A 16,800-nucleotide genomic window follows, 5' to 3' on the forward strand; every position below is an offset into this window, starting at 1 on the left:
TCGGAAGTTTGTTGATAGTTAAGGGGAATAAGCCCGTAGTCCGCCGGTGTCAGCCGCCGGTGACACTCATGTGCCTGCTGACGCTCGGACGGTCGTGGCGGCGGTCGATGATGAAATCGTGGCCCTTGGGCTTCAGGCCGATGGCGCGGTCGATCGCATCCGCAAGCAGCATGTCGTCATCGGATGCACGCAGAGGTTTGCGCAGATCCGAGGCATCCTCGTGGCCGAGACAGGTGTGCAGCGTTCCGGTGCAGGTGATGCGAACCCGGTTGCAGGATTCGCAGAAATTATGCGTCATCGGCGTGATGAAGCCGAGCTTGCCGCCGGTCTCGGCGACGCTGACATAGCGGGCCGGACCTCCGGTGCTCTCGGCGAGGTCGGTCAGCGTGAATTGCTGGGCAAGGCGCGCACGCACCAGCGACAGCGGCAGATATTGGTCGATGCGGCCCGAGCCGATCTCGCCCATCGGCATGACCTCGATCAGCGTCAGGCCCATGCCCTTGCCGTGAGCCCAGCGCATCAGCTCGGGAAGCTCGTCCTCGTTGAGGTTCTTCAGCGCCACCGCGTTGATCTTCACGGCAAGTCCCGCGGCGCGCGCGGCCTCGATGCCTTCCAGCACCTTGTCGATCTCGCCCCAGCGCGTGATCTCGCGAAACTTCTTGGGGTCGAGCGTGTCGAGCGAGACGTTGATGCGGCGGACGCCGCAATCGGCGAGCTCGCGCGCGTGTTTCGCCAGCTGGGTGCCGTTGGTGGTCAGCGTCAGCTCGTTCAGGGCGCCGCTCGACAGATGCCGCGACAGCGAGCGCACCAGCGTCATCACGTTGCGCCGGACCAGCGGCTCGCCTCCGGTGAGGCGCAGCTTTTTGACACCCTTGGCGATGAAGGCCGAGCAGAGCCGGTCGAGCTCTTCCAGCGTCAACAGGTTCGCCTTGGGCAGGAACGTCATGTCTTCCGACATGCAGTAGAAGCAGCGCAGGTCGCAGCGGTCGGTCACGGACACGCGCAAATAGCTGATGGTCCGCCCGAACGGATCGGTCATCGGGGTCGACAGCGCGGCGGATCCGTTCATGCGAGAGGCCTTGTCACTGATGGCGACGGGCGCACCTCGGCTTCAAGCGGTGGCTTCAAGCGGTGCTCGGGACGCAATCTAAGCATCGGACGCGGCGAGGACAATCGGGTGGTATACTTAGCTCAACGCCGGCCGGCGTTCGGATCGGGGAACGGCGAGGCTGCAGCCGGAGCAGCCTGAGCCGGTGCCGCAGTAGGCGCCGCTGCGGCTGGTTTCGGTTTCCTCGGCCGGTGCGGCTTGCGGACCGGTTTGGGCGGCGTTGCGGGCTGCAGTTCCGCAAACACTGGATTCGGGTCCGTGGTCACCGAGGCCGGGGTGGTGAAATCCCCAGGATTCTTGATCAGGTTCACCGGGACGCTTGCTGGCAGGTACTTCGGCAGCGCGAACGCGACCGTGAAGGGGACGTCGGGAGCTGGAACCGAGACGGAGCAGGGGGTCTTGCAGCCCGGACCGAGCGACGTCGTGGCGTCCGCACCCGGAGGATTGGATTCGAGCCGGACCTGGACCGGCGGCGGGGTCGATTTGAACACGTCCGACATCGAGGAGCAGCCGCCAAGGCTGGCCGCTCCCAACAGGCCCGCTCCCGCTAACGCAGCCGCGATGACACGACGCATGACCCATCCACTTCAACTGCGACGAACCGCCACACAAGCCCCGCACCGACCTTAGGAGTGTCGTTTGAGGCAGGCAACTGGCGGGCGGCGCATAGTCAATGAATGGTTAATGCGGGGTCGATCAAAATAACAAGTTATTTCAATAGGTTGACGGGCTATGCGGTCATCAGGCTGCTGGCGGCAGCCGGCAGGTCGCGCATGTGATGGATGAGCCGGTCAGGCTTCAGCTCGGCAATCGGCACGTCCGTGTAGCCGAAGCTGACCCCGATCACCGGCACCCCGGCCCGCCGGGCCACCCCGACATCGGTTCCGGCATCGCCGACCATGATGCTGGCTTTGACCGCGCCGCCGGCCCGCGCCACCGTTTCCCGGAAGATGGTCGGATCGGGCTTCTGGACGCCAAAAGTGTCGGCGCCGCAGATCGCCGCGAAGCGGCGGCTGAGGTCGAGCTGGTCCAGCAGCCGCTTGGAGAGCCATTCCAGCTTGTTGGTGCAGACCGCGAGGCGGTGGCCTTGGGCCGCAAACTGGTCGAGCGCGGCTTCGAGCCCGTCGAAGGGGCGGGATTCAACCGCGATATGATCGGCGTAATAGGCGATGAAATCCGCGGTCATCCGGTCCATGTCAGCGGGGGTGACGGTGCGGCCCTCCGCCTCCAGCCCGCGCTCGATCAGCTTGCGGGCGCCGGCGCCGATCATGTTGCGGGCCGAGGCCATCGGCACCGGCGGCAGCCCTTCGCGGTCGAGCACGTAGTTCAGCGCGGTGATCAGGTCGGGCGCCGTATCCACGAGCGTGCCGTCGAGATCGAAGACGATGGTGTGAGGGGAGGTCCCTTTGAAGGAGGTCATGATCCAAGCGCTACCGGCCCGGTCGCGTCCACGCAAGGGGCGGGCCCATAAGATCACCTTATAGGCCTGTTCCCGCGCGGAAAACGAGGCTACATAGGCCGCCGAAAACGGTCGCTGTCGGCGGCTCACGAATTCAGAGGCGGGCGCAAACGTGAACATGGACCAGTTGAAGCGACAGGCTGCCGCCCGCGCGCTCGAGGAGGTGCGGGACGGCATGCAGCTCGGGCTCGGCACCGGCTCGACCGCCAAGCATTTCGTCGAGCTGCTCGGCGAGCGCGTCGCCGCCGGGCTGAAGGTGATCGGCGTGCCGACCTCCGAGGCGACGCGCCTCGACGCGACGCGCTGCGGCGTGCCGCTGACCACGCTCGACGAGATCGACCATCTCGACATCACGGTCGACGGCGCCGACGAGATCGATCCCGCGCTCAACCTGATCAAGGGCGGCGGCGGCGCGCTGTTGCGCGAGAAGATTGTGGCGGCGGCCTCGGATCGCATGATCGTGATCGCCGACGACAGCAAATGGGTGCCGACCCTCGGGAAGTTTCCGCTGCCGGTCGAGGTCATCCCGTTCGGCCTCGGTGCGACGCGCCGCGCGATCGAGAAGGCATTTGCCGAATGCGGCGTTTCCGGGCAAATGGCGGTCCGCAACGGCAAGGACGGCCACGTTTTCGTCACCGACGGCGGCCACTGGATCATCGATGCCCAGCTTGGACGGATCGAGGATCCTGCCAGCCTCGCCAAGGCGCTGAGCGCGATCCCCGGCGTCGTCGAGCATGGATTGTTCATCGGCTTGGCCAGCTCTGCCGTTCTGGCGGGTGGCGAGGGAATCCGCGTGATTGAACGGCGCAAGCCGAAAGGAGACTAGGAATGAAGAGCTTTTTGAAATTTTTGCCGGCCGCGACGCTCGCTGCGGGCTTGGCCCTCGCGGCCGTCCCGGCCGTGGCGCAGCAGGCCCAGAAGGCGCCCGCGGCGCCGGCCCAGTCGAAGGCTTCGCCCGGGGCGATTGCGGCCGCCAAGGAGATCCTGCAGATCAAGAACGCCAGCGGGATGTATGCGGGCGCCGTGCCCGGCCTCGTCGAGAAGACCAAGAATGCGCTGATCCAGCAGAACCTCAACTACCAGAAGGACCTCAACGAGATCGCCCCGATCGTGGCCCAGCAGCTCAACGGGCGCCAGAACGAGATCGGCGACGGCATGGCGCAGATCTATGCCAGCGAGTTCACCGAGCAGGAGCTGAAGGACCTCGTCGTCTTCTACAAGTCGCCGCTGGGCAAGAAGCTGCTCGACGCCGAGCCGCGCGCCATCGGGCTCAGCATGAACTTCATCAATTCCTGGGCCCAGACCTTCTCCGAGACCGTGATGGGGGCCTTCCGCGCCGAGATGCGCAAGCGTGGCAAGGAAATCTGACAGACCCTATCTGACAGGGAATTCCTCAAGCGCGTCATCGCGCTTCAGGTTGTTGTTTGAGCATGGTCCTCTCGGAAGACCGCTGCACGCTTTGCGCTGGCGCGGCCCTCCGGGATCGGACCATGAATTAGAGGTCGGAGTGGACAATGGCTGAATTCGACGTCGACCTCTTCGTCATCGGCGGTGGCTCGGGCGGCGTGCGTGCCGCCCGCATCGCGGCCGGTCACGGCGCGCGCGTGACGATCGCGGAGGAGTACCGCATGGGCGGGACCTGCGTGATCCGCGGCTGCGTGCCGAAGAAGCTGTTCGTGATCGGCTCGCACTTCCGGCAGGATCTGGAAGATGCCGCCGGTTTCGGCTGGACCGTTCCGCCCGCCAGCTTTGACTGGGCGACGCTGATCGCCAACAAGGACAAGGAGATCGCGCGGCTGGAGGCTGCCTACACGGCCAATGTCGAGAAATCCGGCGCGCAGATCGTCAAGAGCCGCGCGGTGATCGAGGACAAGCACACCGTCCGTCTGCTCGAGAACGACCGCAAGATCACCGCAAGATACATCCTGATCGCCACCGGCGGTGCGCCCAACCACGGGGCCGCGATCCCCGGCATCGAGCACGTGATCTCCTCCAACGAGGCGTTCCATCTGAAGAAGCTGCCGAAGCGGATCGTGATCCAGGGCGGCGGCTATATCGCGCTGGAATTCGCCGGCATCTTCGCCGGCTTCGGCTCCGACGTCACCGTGGTCTATCGCGGCGACAACATCCTTCGCGGCTTCGACGAGGACGTCCGCGCCCATGTCCGGGCCGAGATGGAGAAGCAGGGCATCACCATCCTCACCGGCTGCACGGTGGCGAAGGTGGATCGCCACGGCGAGGAGTTCACCACGCATCTGTCGAACGGATCGAGCCTCGCCTCCGACCAGGTGATGTTCGCGATCGGCCGCCATCCAGCGGTGGCCAATCTCGGGCTGGAGAAGGCCGGTGTCGCCATCAATCCCGCCAATGGCGGCATCGCGGTCGATCCATTCTCGAAGAGCTCGGTCGACAGCATCTATGCGATCGGCGACGTCACCCATCGCTTCAACCTGACGCCGGTCGCGATCCGCGAGGGCCATGCCTTCGCCGACACCGTGTTCGGCAAGCGCGAGGTGAGGGTCGATCACGCCAATATCCCGACCGCCGTGTTTTCGCAGCCGGAGGTCGGCACGGTGGGACTGACCGAAACCGAGGCGCGCGCGCAATTCAGCCATGTCGACATCTACAAGACCACGTTCCGCCCGATCAAGGCGACGATGTCGGGCCGCGACACCCGCGTGCTGATGAAGCTCGTGGTCGACGGCGCGACCGGTCGCGTGCTCGGCTGCCATATCGTCGGCGATGCCGCCGCCGAGATCACGCAAGCCGTCGCGATCGCCGTGAAGATGAAGGCGACCAAGGCCGATTTCGACGCCACGATCGCGCTGCATCCGACCGCGGCCGAGGAGCTCGTCACCATGCGCACGCCGACCGCGCGGCACGTGCGCCAGGCGGCGGAGTAGGCTCGGCCGCTCAGCCGTACAGATACCCGACCGGCTTGCCTTCGGTCCGCAGCGGACGGACATCACTGTGGGTGATGATCTGACCGGCAAGGCCGTCGATCTCGTCACGCTGCGCAGGCGTCCAGCTGCGCAGCTCGTTCATGCCCTTGAGCAGGCCGAGGCGGAGCAACTGGGTATTTTCGCCGAGGCCGACGAGCCTGATCGAATCCTTACCCGCCGTCACGACGTCGCCGGCGGCGAGCTCGAAGGTCTCGCCAGCTCTCTTCCTGAATTCGGCTGAGCCGCGAATGACCCGGTAGATCACGACCTCGCCCTTCGCCAAGCAGGTCGCATCGGCGGCGATCGACGTGCTCTTCGGCAGCAGCGACTGGCCGCGCGGATCGGTTGCGATGATGTGGCCGGTGACGAGATGGCCGCTCGGGCCTTCGATGCCGATATCGCGCAGATAAACCGGCATGGCCGATTTGACGGAGCCATCGGTGAGCGGCTTGAACAGCGCATCCAGCGCCAGCGGATCCTGCAGCCAGAAGCCGGCATCGGCCGGCCGGTTGTGAAGCTTGTGGCTCCAGGCCACGCGCGGCGTCTCGGCCTCGTTGATCTGGTCCGGACCCACGATGGTCGGATTCGGAAAGGTGGTGGGATCGGTGATGAAGGCTTCGAGGAATTTGCCCGAATAGCCCATCGAGATCGGGTCGGGCACCACTGTCTGGGGCGTCTTCAGGTTCTCTTCGGTCGACAGGCCCGACCAGGTATAGAACAGCTGGCGATGCACGATCGCGCTTTGCAGCATCACCGCGCCAGGGCCGACATTATAGAAGCGCCCGTCATAGTCGAAGGTGAACGCGCCTGAGGTGACCAGCACGAGCTGAAAGCCGCCGGGCGGAAGATGCAGATGGAAATCGGTGGGACCGGTGTCGGGACGGTAGATCGGCAGATTGGTCGCGACTTCGTGCAGCAGGAAGGTTTCGTTGTTGGCGTGAAAGCCTTCGTTGGCGCGATTGTAGAGCGCTTGCGGACGATACGTCGCCTCGAACTTCGCATTCCGGTCGCGATCGATTGCGACGAAGTCCTGGATGTTGAGGCGAAGCGGCACGCCATTCGGATGAGTCAGGCCGATCGTCTTGAGATCGCCCGCAGCATGCACGTTCATGACGTTCTCCGCTCTGCGCCGTTGCTTCGCTCGCAACTTCATTGCGAATTTCGGGCCAGTCGGTTGACGAAGCGTCAAGCGAGCCCGGCGCGGCGATGCAGGCGTGCCTGGGCAGAAGCAAATTCGATGGTTGCACGGGACGTTAGATCGATGGCTGGGTCTGATCGTCAGGCGCCGGTGCGAGGGGGGCGTGCTTCCGGGGCGCGACGGCAGCTGTCTAATTTGTCAGCAAGCTTCGCCAATGCGTGCAGCGCGTCGGGGAAAAGCGAGTGCGATGCGGGTCTTGGGATGCGGGTCTTGGGATGAGCGAAAACGCCGGGTCTAGGCCTCGCGGCGATTGACAGATTGTTCATGTTTTGTTCTTATGCTGTCTCCGAGATGGAGGCAGCCATGGACCACCGTATCAGCGAAATTCGGAGAACAATCAGGGCGCTTCGCGTCAGCATGCGCGAAGCCGAGGCGATCATGCACGAGCAGATCAACCGCGATGAGGATTGCAGCTTCGTGGCGCAGGAAGTCATCAAGATGCGCGCGGTCATGAGCTTGCTCGCGAAGGAGCGGATCGCGCTCGGCGATCACGAGCCGATCCTCGTGAACAATTTCTTCATCCCGCGGCGCCGGCCGGCGCGAAAGCCGGTCGCGGCGCTTTCACCCGCCGCCGAATCCGTGTTCCGTCCGCGCCAGGTGGCGCGGGCCTGAGGCGGAGGGCGCCTCAATCGAAGGCGCGGGGCGCGGCCCGATCCGGCTTGCCGGCCGGGCTGTCCGCCCACTTTGCCATCTCCATCGTCCGCGCATCGACGCCCTCGCACCACAAGCAGCCTGGCCGCGCGCGGTCCTTCTCGGACAGGATCGGAACCAGGCTGTGGCCGCAACCGGTGCACCAGGCGATGTCAGTCATGCATTCCCCCACGGCCTACCAAATTCAGAAATGACGTTCTCGTTCGCAAAGCTTGCGCGGCCGCTACGACGGCGCAGGAGCGCTGCGTTGGACAGGCGCGCTCGTTCCGGACAGGGTAGATGTAGCGATCCATCGTGACACGGCTGTGATGTCGTCGCCGTTGTCGCGATAGGCGCGAAGCTGGAATTCGGCCGAGCTGCCGCGGTCGACGATGACGCGGCAATGCTCGATCTCGGCGGTACACCCCAGCAGGTCGGCGTCCTCGGCGGTGGCGTCGATGATCCGGGAGAGCATCTCCGAAATCGTGACCGCTCCTTCCCGGGAGGCGAAGATGCAATCGGTCCCGTAGCGCTGGGCGCGCCATTTGTTCTCCACCGCGATGGCGCGGTCGACCGCCGTGACCTCCTTCGACAAATGAGGCCGCAGATAGAGGTGACGCGTCAGGCAGCGATAGAGCGAGGCGATGGCAACGGCATCGTCGACGAAGGTGCAGGTGTCGGGCGCTCGCAGCTCGAGTGTCGGGTGCCGCATCGAAGGACGCATCGCCCACCAGATGTGGCTCTCGTCAGGGATGACGCCGGAGCGCTGCAAGGCGCCGACATATTCGTCGTAGTCCCGACGGCTCTCGAACAGTTCGGGCAGGCCGGTGCGAGGCAGCTCGGAATAGGCCGCGAGGCGGTAGCCCTTCAGCCCGGTCTTGTGCGAAGCCCAGAACGGCGAGGATGCCGACAGCGCGATGAACAGCGGCAGGTGCGGCAGCATTGCCCGCATCACCGCCATGCGCTTCTCGGGATCCGGCAACTGAACATGCACATGCATACCGCACATCATGTTGCGATGGCCGATGCTGCGCAGATCCTCGATCATCTCCTCATAGCGCGGTTTCGGGCTCGGCTGCGACATGCGCCAGACCGCCGTCGGGTGGGTGCCGCAGGCCATGATCACGAAGCCATATTGCGCGGCGACATTCGCGACTTCGCGCCGCAGGAAGCGCAGCTCTTCGCGGGCGTCGTTGACGTCGACGTGAACGTTGGTGGCGACCTCGAGCTGGGATTGCAGCATCTCGCGCATGGCCTGGCCCCCGGTCGACCAGTTCGCCGATTCGAACAGCTCGTTGGGAGTCTGGATCGCGACCTCGAGGCTGCGGCGGTCGGCCAGGAAATACTCTTCCTCGATGCCGAAGGAATAGTCGGTGGCCTTGCCGCGTCCGCCGGCGGAACGGATGACGACGTGCTGCTTGTCGTCGGAAGAATCGAGACGCAGCAGTTTCAAAACGTCGGAAGCGATTGACATTGGTCCCACCCGGCAAAGGAACTATCTGCGGGCGATAATCCTTTTGACCGGAACCGGTTCCGCATCGCTCTCACCGGAAATTGCAAGCTCGAACGGAACAATCTTTGCGCTCTCGGATGCACGCGCGATCAACGCGTGATTGGGAGGCACCTCGATCCAATCCGATTCCTTGTCGAACGGCTCGGAGACGACGATGACCTCGCCGGCGTCCTCGCGAAAATAGAGCGTGTTCGCGGCGTCGTTGACCGCGACGCGGAAGGCGTAGAGATCCCTGCCGTTGGCGATCGCACTGGTGAAGCGGAGCCGTTCGCGAAGCTGGCCTTCATTGACGAGACCGACGAGCGCTTGCAGCACGCGCCGCGTCGCCTCAAGCGGATCGCTGTCGAGGCCGGCCCCCATCATCGCCAGGAACACGGCTTCGGAGTCGGTCGTGCCCAGCCGCGACGGGTAATAGTCGTTAGGAATGAGCGCCTCGACCTTGCGCCGCAGCCGATTCCAGCTTCCGACGAATCCGTTGTGCATGAACATCCAGTGCCCGCAGGCAAACGGATGGCAATTCTGCCGCGTCACCGCCGTGCCGGTGGCGGCGCGCACATGAGCAAAGAACAAATGCGAGCGCAGGTGCCGGCAGAGGTAGCGCAAATTCTCGTCGGACCACGCCGGGCGCGTCTCGCGATAAAGGCCCGGCTCAGGATGCTCGCCGTACCAGCCGAGACCAAAGCCGTCGCCGTTCGAGCCCGCCGTCGATTGCAGCGAGCGGATGCTCTGCGCGACCAGGGAATGTTCGGGTTCGGTGACATAAGGCTCGAACGACGTCGTCTCGCCCCGGTATGCGATCCAGCGGCACATAGGTGTATCCTGTCGGGAGATGCCGTGATGTGCGGTAACTCATTGGCCTGCATGATAGTTCCTGACCGCTGGCGAGCTGCCCGCCAAGTTCTGCTAGTGCATACGGCCGCAGGACGAGCGTCGCGGTCGCTGACAAGTGTGTGGTAGCCACGGAGTTATTGCCAAAGAGAAAGGGCCAGCGTGTAGCTGACCCTTCTGCAGCACTGCAACGGTTCACAAGAAAGCGCTCACTTCTTGCACTTCTTGGCCGCCTCTTTGTCCGCATACGGACCACAATTGTAGGCGTTGGTCAGTTCGTCCATGGTCTGCGGCCAGCTATCCATGGAGCCCGCCCGGGCACCATTCTGGGGCGTGCCGAGCTGGCTGATTCCCCCGTTCTTCACCTGCTGGGAATGACGTGGGTCTGCTTGTGCATCAACCGCGAAAGATGCGGAGAGAAAACCGGCAGCAAGAAGGCCGACGAACAGCGTCTTGGTAATCATGGTTTTGTCCTTTTGGAGTTTGAGTTCAGACATCCGTTGGTGGCTACGCAAATCGGATGGGTTCGAGATCAGCGCGGATGGCGTGACCGACATCACAATCAGCGATCAGCGATCAGTATTGTTGCCACGCGCGGCGCACGATCGATCGAACCGAGCATTCAGATGCTGCCACGTCCGCTTTTGGCCCATCAACGAAGTAGCTGCTCACCTTCGTTGAAGTCCGCTCGGTGACGCATTGCGGACCAGATCTGCTCAGGTTGAGGTCTTCGCATTTTGACCCGAAGCGGATCATCGTCTCCGGCTGCACTCGTCAATTCGCTAGTACTGCGCTAAGATTGCAATCTTTGGTTATTCCAAGATAGGGAGGAAGTTCAGTGGGATTTCGTACTCTTGCAAGATTGTTATCCACATGCGCCCTGATCCCGATCGGAGCAGCATTGGCGCAACAACCGCTTCCGCCGGGGGTGCCAGAGAAGATGCCCGCGGATATCCCTTATGGCACGCCTATATCGATGGAGTTGGCCCGCCAAGCGGTAGACGCTGCAGTCTCTGACGCCGCCAAGCGCGGCTGGAAAATGTCTGTCGCTGTTGTATCTCCATCGGGAGATTTGACCCACCTTGTGAAGATGGATGACGCCATGCTCGCATCGCCATCAATCGCTCAAAACAAGGCGCGTACCGCTGCTCAGTTTCGGCGTGACACCAAGATCCTGTTCGATCTCACCGAGACCGGTCATAACTACGTGATGACACTCGACCGCACTCTAGTGGCCTCACCTGGCGGCCTGCCAATTATCCTTGAAGGCAAACTCATCGGTGCGATCGGTTGCAGCGGTGGCACTGGACCGCAGGACGCCGTCGTCTGTCAGGCCGGCGTTGATGCATTCAATCGTCGCTGAGCGAAAAGAACTGCCGGCCCGGTACAAATTTCGGGCCGGCGGTCATTCAATAGGCGAGCCAAGCAACTTCCGCCTTTTGCCCGTGGCCCACGGAAAAGATGTGGCTGGCAATCTGTCTAGAATTGCCAGCTATGAACCCGATGCGTCCGACGGCACGCTGATCGAGCCGCCCGCCGATGGTCCACCGCCGAAGACAGGCGCATCGAGCGATTGACGCAGCAAGCTTACGCGCAGGGTCATCAGCACCGTCCGACTTTGACGACGTCGCACGCAAGGCGGTTGAAGCGCTTGTCAGGGGTGAACGCGTGGCGGTTCGCTCTTACGCAAGCTGACATCGTACGTTGCGGCGTCGATCGCCAGGCAGTCATCCGTCGAGGCTCGGATTGCAACGCCACTGCATCCAGATCTGACGCCCGGATGACGGGTTTGGAAAGTGTCGCTCCCTCGGTCCGTTCCGACATATATGGAACCGATGCGGCGGCTGGTCGCACTCATCTTGCCTTGATTCCGACAGGCACACCTATATTTCTGGTACGAACAAGAATCCGGGCCCCTCTGGCGAGGACGCCGACAATGTCGGCAAACCTCGTGATGTCGGATGACCTGTCCCGCGCGAATGCGATGGATTGGCCGATCGTCGGGCCCTTGATGTTCTCTCCGACTCCATCGACCCCCATCGCAGCTCCGTGCGGCCATTTCGCAAGACCAGGGAGCAACGATGTCCGACGCCAAGCATTCAAATCCCATCGAGATCGAGATCGAGATCGCAGAGCCGTCCAGCCTGAACGAGCAGGCCGCGGCTGCGCTGGTGATCGCCGGCGCGCTCGTCGCCGTGGCCGACCGGCAGGTTTCGCCGGTCGAGCGCGACGAGGTGATCCGATTCATCAGGGATCGCGGCTTGGCGCCGCATCTCGACGACGAGAGGCTGTTTGCAATGTTCGACGCACTCGCCGAACGGCTGGAGGAACCGGATTTCGCCAATGTCGTGATCGACACGCTGCGGCCGGTCTCGGACATGCCGTTGTCGTCACATCTGATGGAACTGTCGCAGCGGGTCGCGGCCGCAGACCAGGACGTCCATCCCCACGAAGTGCAGGCGATCAAATTGTTGCGCCTGCTGACGTTGGCGCTGCCGCGCGCGAAGCCGATCCCGTCGGGTCAGGCGCGCACCGAACGGCAACTGGCCACAGAGGAGTAAGCATGGGCGCAGCATCGAACGGGCGTACGCGTGAGGCCACGGGTCCCGCCAGTGAGCTGGCGGGCGGTGACCCGCGCCTCGACAAGCTCGTCGATCGACTGCCGCCGCGCATGGGTGATACCGTCACCTATCTGCTCAAACCGTCGAGCCGCTGGGTCAGAATTCCCTCCGGCGCGCTGCTCATCTTCGGCGGCGTGTTGTCCTTCCTTCCGATTCTCGGTGTCTGGATGCTCCCGCTCGGCCTGGCTCTGCTCGCCGAGGACGTCCCTGCGCTGCGCACCTCCCGTTCAAAAGTCTTCGACTGGATCGAGCGCCGCAAGCCGCATTGGCTCGAATCGTCGGCTTCTAGGAATGATCAATCATGACTGAACTCATCACCGCCGAAGCGCTGACCGCGCTGTTCCAAGTCATCCTGATCGACCTCGTTCTCGCCGGCGACAACGCCGTCGTCATCGGCCTTGCCGCAGCGGGATTGCCGGCCGAGCAGCGCCGCCGCGCCATCATCGTCGGCATCGCTGCCGCCACCGCGCTGCGCATCGCCTTTGCCGGCGTCGCGACCCAACTGCTGCAGGTCATCGGCCTCTTGCTTGCCGGCGGCGTGCTGCTGCTCTGGGTGTGCTGGAAGATGTGGCGCGAGCTGCGCGAGCAGTCTGCGCATTCGCGGCAACTCGCCTTCAGCCACGGCGGCAGCCAGGACGCTGCCCCGGTGCAGTCAAAGACCTTCGGCCAGGCCGCGTTGCAGATCATTGCAGCCGACGTCTCGATGTCGCTCGACAACGTGCTCGCGGTCGCGGGCGCCGCGCGCGAGCACCCTTACATCCTCGCTTTCGGCCTGTTGCTCTCGGTCGCGATGATGGGCGTCGCCGCCGATCTGCTCGGCCGCGTGCTCCAGAAACAGCGCTGGGTCGCCTATGTCGGTCTTGCCATCATCATTTACGTCGCCTTCGAGATGATCTATCGGGGTTCGCTCGAGCTCGCGCCTGTGATCGCGAGTCTCTGAGGCAGCATGCCTGCTTGCAACCCGGAGTGATCCATGACGTCTGAACCCAAAGCACCTTCGGCGCCGGCCGCGCCACTGCCGCCGGTCGGCCTGCTTCCGAAGCTGATCTTCGGCTCGCGCTGGCTGCAATTGCCGCTCTATGTCGGCCTCATCGTCGCCCAGGCCGTCTATGTGCTGTTGTTCCTGAAGGAGCTCTGGCATCTCGTCTTGCACTCGTTCGACGCCAGCGAGCAGCAGATCATGCTGGTCGTGCTCGGGCTGATCGACGTGGTCATGATCTCGAACCTGCTGATCATGGTGATCGTGGGCGGCTACGAGACCTTCGTTTCACGGCTGAACCTCACCGGCCATCCCGACGAGCCGGAATGGCTCGGTCACGTCAATGCCAGCGTGCTCAAGATCAAGCTCGCGATGGCGATCATCGGCATCTCCTCGATCTCGCTGCTCAGGACCTTCATCGAGGCCGGCAATCTCGGCACGACGCGCAGCAATTTCACCGAGAGCGGGGTGATGTGGCAGGTGCTGATTCACATGACCTTCATCGTCTCTGCGGTCGGCATCGCCTGGGTCGACCGCCTCAGCGAGAGCGGCCATCGCGAGAAAGCCGCCCACCACTGACGAATCCGGCCGCCTGAGACCTCCCGAGCGGCCAAGCCTGGAGCCCGCCTGATCCTCCGATCCGGCGGGCTCTTTTTTGCAGGATCGATAAAATTGTCTGCAATCCGTTCAGCGGCGGCAAAGCCTGCGGACAAGAAGCCCGGCGCTTTAAACCAGGCCTTTGGAACCGGTCTGCATCCTGTCCGCAAAAGGGCAGGGCTATGGGCATGGCAATTCTCAGGGAGACCGTCGCAGCCGTCGCAGGAGTCTACGCATTCCTGCTGGTCTGTGACGCATTGTTCGGGGTCGGCGAGGCGCGCTTCGACGACGCCTATTACCGCGCCAGCTTCTACGCGCCGCGGCCGAAGGAGTTTCGGTTTGCGAGCGACACGCCGCCGGCGGTCCGCGTCAGCGAGGCATTCGCGCAATTCGCGCCGGGCGATGCAAAACCGAACAGGCGTTACTCGTCTCTCACGACCATCATTCGCTGACACGGTCTCATTCCCCCTGCACCCATTCCGCGACGCCGCGCCATAGCGTGTCGCGGTGTTCGGGGCGGAAGAAGCCGAAATGGCCGATTGTCTTGGCGCCGACCTCGGACGGCCTCACCGTCAGCACCTCCGGCTTGATCGCGGAGAACCCGCTCGTGAGCAACTCGACCGCGGGCCGCGTCGCCCAGGGATCGTCGGAGAAGCACAGCGCGCGCAGCTCGCCCTTGAACCTGGTGAAATTGTCCAGCGCCGGCAGCTTGGAATCGAAGAGATAGCGGGGGCTCGAGACCCACTCGGCCCATTGCAGGAACACCCCCTTGGGCAGATCCTCGCCGATTCCGGCCCAGCCCGGCGCATAGCCGAGCGTGTGGGCCAGTGGTACGCCGATCAGGTTCATGAAGGCGAAGACGCGGTACTTCTCGGGTGAGGTCATCAGCCGCCAGGTCGCGGCCTGTGAGGCCACCAGGGCCGCGCGGGAGATGTCGGTATTGTTCTCGATCAGCCCGAGCGCCTGGCCGCCGAAGGAATGGCCGATATAGGCGAGCGGCAGCGTATTGTACCGCTCCCGCATCCAGCGCACCGCGGCGGTGACGTCGAGCGCGGCCCAGTCCGACATCGAGGCCTTGAAGCCGACCAGCGACTTCGGCTGGTTGTAGCCGACCATCGCCGGCAGGCGGGAATCGCCGATGCCGCGATAGTCGTAAGTGAGCACCGCGCAGCCGCGATGGGCGAGGTAGGAAGCAAAGCCGCGATAGATCTTGCGCGGGACCGCGGTCGCCGAGCTGATCAGCACCGCGTGGCGCTTGGCACCCCGCGGCAGGAACAGGGTGCCGGTGAGCCCATACCCGTCGGCCGCCGGGAAGCTGATCTCGTCGATGAAAACGTCGTCCAATGCCGCGTCCATGGCCAGAAGGTATTTGCCAGTTTCCTCAAGCTTTCCAGCAAATGCGAATTTGGCTTTCGCCGCAAGGGCTTGCGGCGCCAAACGGATTTACAACTGGCGGGGCGGAGCGAGCCTGTGTATAAGGCGGCGCTCACAACCCCTAGATCAGGTTGTGCTTTTTTGCTTCACGGAGAGATTGCGATGTCCGAGCGGTGGACGCCCGAGTCCTGGCGCAGCAAGCCGGTGCTACAGGTGCCCGACTATCCCGACGCCAAGGCCCTGGCCGACGTCGAGGCGCAGCTTGCGACCTTTCCGCCGCTGGTGTTCGCGGGCGAGGCACGCAACCTGAAGAAGGCGCTGGGCCGCGTTGCGGCCGGCGAGGCCTTCCTGCTTCAGGGCGGCGACTGCGCCGAGAGCTTTGCCGAGCACGGCGCCAACAACATCCGCGACTTCTTCCGCGTGCTGCTGCAGATGGCGGTGGTCCTGACCTATGCCGGCGCGGTGCCGGTGGTGAAGGTCGGCCGGATCGCCGGGCAGTTCGCCAAGCCGCGCTCGTCGCCGACCGAGAAGGTGAACGGCGTCGAGCTGCCGAGCTATCGCGGCGACATCGTCAACGACATCGCCTTCACCAGGGAAGCGCGCGTCCCCGATCCGCAGCGCCAGCTGATGGCCTATCGCCAGTCGGCCGCGACGCTCAACCTGCTGCGCGCCTTCGCCACCGGCGGCTTCGCCAATCTCGGCAGCGTGCATCAATGGATGCTGGGCTTCCTCAAGGATTCCCCGCAGTCCCGCCGCTACAAGGAACTGGCCGACCGCATCTCGGACGCGCTCAACTTCATGCGCGCCTGCGGCCTCGACCTCGAGAGCCATCCGGAGCTGCGCGCCACCGACTTCTACACCAGCCACGAGGCATTGCTGCTCGGCTACGAGCAGGCCCTTACCCGCGTCGATTCCACCACCGGCGACTGGTACGCGACCTCGGGCCACATGATCTGGATCGGCGACCGCACCCGCCAGCTCGACCACGGCCATGTCGAATATTTCCGCGGCATCAAGAACCCGATCGGGCTGAAGTGCGGCCCGTCGCTGAAGCCTGATGAACTGCTGAAGCTGATCGACGTGCTCAACCCCGACAACGAGCCGGGCCGTTTGACGCTGATCGGCCGCTTCGGCTCGGACAAGATCGGCGAGCACCTGCCGAACATGATCCGCGCCGTGAAGCGCGAGGGCCGGGTGGTGGTCTGGTCCTGCGATCCCATGCACGGCAACACCATCACCTCGACGTCCGGTTACAAGACGCGGCCCTTCGACCGTATCCTCTCCGAGGTGAAGTCGTTTTTCACGATCCATGCCGCCGAGGGCACCCATGCCGGCGGTGTCCATCTGGAGATGACCGGGCAGGACGTCACCGAGTGCATCGGCGGCGCCCGCGCGATCACCGACGAGCATCTCAACGACCGCTACCATACGGTCTGCGATCCCCGCCTCAATGCCGAGCAATCCATCGACATGGCTTTCCTGATCGCGGAGCTCCTCAAGCAGGAGCGCGCCGGCAAGGCCCAGCCGATGCCGGTCGCAGCGGGGCTCTGA

Annotated in this window: 21 protein-coding genes; 12 read left to right on the forward strand and 9 right to left on the reverse strand. The window is 64.0% G+C overall.

Going from position 1 to position 16,800, the window contains the following annotated elements; genetic code table 11:
- Positions 1-49 precede the first annotated feature (49 nt).
- The 3 genes from moaA to DCM79_RS30550 all read right to left on the reverse strand — a co-directional run bounded on the left by moaA (position 50) and on the right by DCM79_RS30550 (position 2,528).
- Positions 50-1,069 carry a GTP 3',8-cyclase MoaA gene (moaA, locus tag DCM79_RS30540; RefSeq protein WP_257177742.1) on the reverse strand — a complete coding sequence of 340 codons (1,020 nt, stop codon included), beginning with the start codon at positions 1,067-1,069 and terminating at the stop codon, positions 50-52.
- Positions 1,070-1,191: 122 nt separating this feature from the next.
- Positions 1,192-1,683: a hypothetical protein gene (locus tag DCM79_RS30545; RefSeq protein WP_257177743.1), complete on the reverse strand. Its 492-nt coding sequence runs from the start codon at positions 1,681-1,683 to the stop codon at positions 1,192-1,194.
- Positions 1,684-1,838: 155 nt separating this feature from the next.
- Positions 1,839-2,528, reverse strand: a complete 690-nt coding sequence (locus DCM79_RS30550; protein ID WP_257177744.1) for an HAD family hydrolase — start codon at positions 2,526-2,528, stop codon at positions 1,839-1,841.
- Positions 2,529-2,679: 151 nt separating this feature from the next.
- Between DCM79_RS30550 and rpiA the strand changes: the two genes are divergently transcribed.
- The 3 genes from rpiA to gor all read left to right on the forward strand — a co-directional run bounded on the left by rpiA (position 2,680) and on the right by gor (position 5,470).
- Positions 2,680-3,393, forward strand: a complete 714-nt coding sequence (rpiA, locus tag DCM79_RS30555) for a ribose-5-phosphate isomerase RpiA (RefSeq protein WP_257177745.1) — start codon at positions 2,680-2,682, stop codon at positions 3,391-3,393.
- A 2-nt stretch (positions 3,394-3,395) separates the two neighbouring features.
- Positions 3,396-3,935, forward strand: coding sequence for a DUF2059 domain-containing protein (locus DCM79_RS30560; RefSeq protein ID WP_257177746.1), 540 nt, complete (start codon positions 3,396-3,398; stop codon positions 3,933-3,935).
- A 146-nt stretch (positions 3,936-4,081) separates the two neighbouring features.
- Positions 4,082-5,470: a glutathione-disulfide reductase gene (gene gor / locus DCM79_RS30565; RefSeq protein WP_257177747.1), complete on the forward strand. Its 1,389-nt coding sequence runs from the start codon at positions 4,082-4,084 to the stop codon at positions 5,468-5,470.
- Between the two features lie 10 nt (positions 5,471-5,480).
- Here gor and DCM79_RS30570 read toward each other — a convergent pair whose 3' ends face one another.
- Positions 5,481-6,620, reverse strand: coding sequence for a glucuronate isomerase (locus tag DCM79_RS30570; protein ID WP_257177748.1), 1,140 nt, complete (start codon positions 6,618-6,620; stop codon positions 5,481-5,483).
- Between the two features lie 390 nt (positions 6,621-7,010).
- Between DCM79_RS30570 and DCM79_RS30575 the strand changes: the two genes are divergently transcribed.
- Positions 7,011-7,319: a hypothetical protein gene (locus tag DCM79_RS30575; RefSeq protein WP_257177749.1), complete on the forward strand. Its 309-nt coding sequence runs from the start codon at positions 7,011-7,013 to the stop codon at positions 7,317-7,319.
- A gap of 13 nt (positions 7,320-7,332) precedes the next feature.
- Here DCM79_RS30575 and DCM79_RS30580 read toward each other — a convergent pair whose 3' ends face one another.
- The 4 genes from DCM79_RS30580 to DCM79_RS30595 form a co-directional block, all read right to left on the reverse strand.
- Positions 7,333-7,518 carry a hypothetical protein gene (locus tag DCM79_RS30580; protein ID WP_257177750.1) on the reverse strand — a complete coding sequence of 62 codons (186 nt, stop codon included), beginning with the start codon at positions 7,516-7,518 and terminating at the stop codon, positions 7,333-7,335.
- Between the two features lie 63 nt (positions 7,519-7,581).
- Entirely contained in the window at positions 7,582-8,811 is a 1,230-nt protein-coding gene (locus DCM79_RS30585) for a carboxylate-amine ligase (RefSeq protein ID WP_257177751.1), read from the reverse strand.
- A 21-nt stretch (positions 8,812-8,832) separates the two neighbouring features.
- Entirely contained in the window at positions 8,833-9,660 is an 828-nt protein-coding gene (locus DCM79_RS30590; protein WP_257177752.1) for a class II glutamine amidotransferase, read from the reverse strand.
- A gap of 227 nt (positions 9,661-9,887) precedes the next feature.
- Positions 9,888-10,235: a hypothetical protein gene (locus tag DCM79_RS30595; RefSeq protein WP_257177753.1), complete on the reverse strand. Its 348-nt coding sequence runs from the start codon at positions 10,233-10,235 to the stop codon at positions 9,888-9,890.
- A gap of 281 nt (positions 10,236-10,516) precedes the next feature.
- Here DCM79_RS30595 and DCM79_RS30600 point away from each other — a divergent pair, with 281 nt between their 5' ends.
- From DCM79_RS30600 to DCM79_RS30630, 7 genes are all read left to right on the forward strand, one after another.
- Positions 10,517-11,041 carry a heme-binding protein gene (locus tag DCM79_RS30600; RefSeq protein WP_257177754.1) on the forward strand — a complete coding sequence of 175 codons (525 nt, stop codon included), beginning with the start codon at positions 10,517-10,519 and terminating at the stop codon, positions 11,039-11,041.
- Positions 11,022-11,255, forward strand: coding sequence for a hypothetical protein (locus DCM79_RS30605; RefSeq protein ID WP_257177755.1), 234 nt, complete (start codon positions 11,022-11,024; stop codon positions 11,253-11,255). The genes DCM79_RS30600 and DCM79_RS30605 overlap by 20 nt, the downstream gene beginning before the upstream one ends.
- A gap of 504 nt (positions 11,256-11,759) precedes the next feature.
- A complete protein-coding gene (locus DCM79_RS30610; RefSeq protein ID WP_257177756.1) occupies positions 11,760-12,239 on the forward strand; it encodes a TerB family tellurite resistance protein in 480 nt (159 codons plus the stop codon).
- Between the two features lie 2 nt (positions 12,240-12,241).
- Positions 12,242-12,604, forward strand: coding sequence for a hypothetical protein (locus DCM79_RS30615; RefSeq protein ID WP_257177757.1), 363 nt, complete (start codon positions 12,242-12,244; stop codon positions 12,602-12,604).
- Complete coding sequence (locus DCM79_RS30620; protein ID WP_028135659.1) at positions 12,601-13,239, forward strand: TerC family protein; 639 nt, start codon at positions 12,601-12,603, stop codon at positions 13,237-13,239. Before DCM79_RS30615 ends, DCM79_RS30620 begins: the two co-directional genes overlap by 4 nt.
- A 33-nt stretch (positions 13,240-13,272) precedes the next feature.
- Positions 13,273-13,857: a TIGR00645 family protein gene (locus tag DCM79_RS30625; protein ID WP_257177758.1), complete on the forward strand. Its 585-nt coding sequence runs from the start codon at positions 13,273-13,275 to the stop codon at positions 13,855-13,857.
- Between the two features lie 206 nt (positions 13,858-14,063).
- On the forward strand, positions 14,064-14,327 hold the full coding sequence (locus tag DCM79_RS30630) for a hypothetical protein (protein ID WP_257177759.1): 264 nt from the start codon (positions 14,064-14,066) through the stop codon (positions 14,325-14,327).
- A 7-nt stretch (positions 14,328-14,334) separates the two neighbouring features.
- Here DCM79_RS30630 and DCM79_RS30635 read toward each other — a convergent pair whose 3' ends face one another.
- The gene (locus tag DCM79_RS30635; RefSeq protein ID WP_257177760.1) at positions 14,335-15,231 is read right to left on the reverse strand and encodes an alpha/beta fold hydrolase; all 897 of its coding nucleotides are present in this window, start codon (positions 15,229-15,231) and stop codon (positions 14,335-14,337) included.
- A gap of 180 nt (positions 15,232-15,411) precedes the next feature.
- Here DCM79_RS30635 and DCM79_RS30640 point away from each other — a divergent pair, with 180 nt between their 5' ends.
- Entirely contained in the window at positions 15,412-16,800 is a 1,389-nt protein-coding gene (locus DCM79_RS30640; protein ID WP_257177761.1) for a class II 3-deoxy-7-phosphoheptulonate synthase, read from the forward strand.

Source organism: Bradyrhizobium sp. WBOS07 (assembly GCF_024585165.1).
Lineage (GTDB): Bacteria > Pseudomonadota > Alphaproteobacteria > Rhizobiales > Xanthobacteraceae > Bradyrhizobium > Bradyrhizobium japonicum_B.

What these genes read in the sequence shown, in the direction of transcription:
- moaA (WP_257177742.1), bottom strand. Translation starts at nt 1,069, where the DNA reads ATGAACGGATCCGCCGCGCTGTCGACCCCGATGACCGATCCGTTCGGG.
- DCM79_RS30545 (WP_257177743.1), bottom strand. Translation starts at nt 1,683, where the DNA reads ATGCGTCGTGTCATCGCGGCTGCGTTAGCGGGAGCGGGCCTGTTGGGA.
- DCM79_RS30550 (WP_257177744.1), bottom strand. Translation starts at nt 2,528, where the DNA reads ATGACCTCCTTCAAAGGGACCTCCCCTCACACCATCGTCTTCGATCTC.
- DCM79_RS30560 (WP_257177746.1), top strand. Translation starts at nt 3,396, where the DNA reads ATGAAGAGCTTTTTGAAATTTTTGCCGGCCGCGACGCTCGCTGCGGGC.
- gor (WP_257177747.1), top strand. Translation starts at nt 4,082, where the DNA reads ATGGCTGAATTCGACGTCGACCTCTTCGTCATCGGCGGTGGCTCGGGC.
- DCM79_RS30570 (WP_257177748.1), bottom strand. Translation starts at nt 6,620, where the DNA reads ATGAACGTGCATGCTGCGGGCGATCTCAAGACGATCGGCCTGACTCAT.
- DCM79_RS30575 (WP_257177749.1), top strand. Translation starts at nt 7,011, where the DNA reads ATGGACCACCGTATCAGCGAAATTCGGAGAACAATCAGGGCGCTTCGC.
- DCM79_RS30580 (WP_257177750.1), bottom strand. Translation starts at nt 7,518, where the DNA reads ATGACTGACATCGCCTGGTGCACCGGTTGCGGCCACAGCCTGGTTCCG.
- DCM79_RS30585 (WP_257177751.1), bottom strand. Translation starts at nt 8,811, where the DNA reads ATGTCAATCGCTTCCGACGTTTTGAAACTGCTGCGTCTCGATTCTTCC.
- DCM79_RS30590 (WP_257177752.1), bottom strand. Translation starts at nt 9,660, where the DNA reads ATGTGCCGCTGGATCGCATACCGGGGCGAGACGACGTCGTTCGAGCCT.
- DCM79_RS30595 (WP_257177753.1), bottom strand. Translation starts at nt 10,235, where the DNA reads ATGTCGGTCACGCCATCCGCGCTGATCTCGAACCCATCCGATTTGCGT.
- DCM79_RS30605 (WP_257177755.1), top strand. Translation starts at nt 11,022, where the DNA reads ATGCATTCAATCGTCGCTGAGCGAAAAGAACTGCCGGCCCGGTACAAA.
- DCM79_RS30610 (WP_257177756.1), top strand. Translation starts at nt 11,760, where the DNA reads ATGTCCGACGCCAAGCATTCAAATCCCATCGAGATCGAGATCGAGATC.
- DCM79_RS30615 (WP_257177757.1), top strand. Translation starts at nt 12,242, where the DNA reads ATGGGCGCAGCATCGAACGGGCGTACGCGTGAGGCCACGGGTCCCGCC.
- DCM79_RS30620 (WP_028135659.1), top strand. Translation starts at nt 12,601, where the DNA reads ATGACTGAACTCATCACCGCCGAAGCGCTGACCGCGCTGTTCCAAGTC.
- DCM79_RS30625 (WP_257177758.1), top strand. Translation starts at nt 13,273, where the DNA reads ATGACGTCTGAACCCAAAGCACCTTCGGCGCCGGCCGCGCCACTGCCG.
- DCM79_RS30630 (WP_257177759.1), top strand. Translation starts at nt 14,064, where the DNA reads ATGGCAATTCTCAGGGAGACCGTCGCAGCCGTCGCAGGAGTCTACGCA.
- DCM79_RS30635 (WP_257177760.1), bottom strand. Translation starts at nt 15,231, where the DNA reads ATGGACGCGGCATTGGACGACGTTTTCATCGACGAGATCAGCTTCCCG.
- DCM79_RS30640 (WP_257177761.1), top strand. Translation starts at nt 15,412, where the DNA reads ATGTCCGAGCGGTGGACGCCCGAGTCCTGGCGCAGCAAGCCGGTGCTA.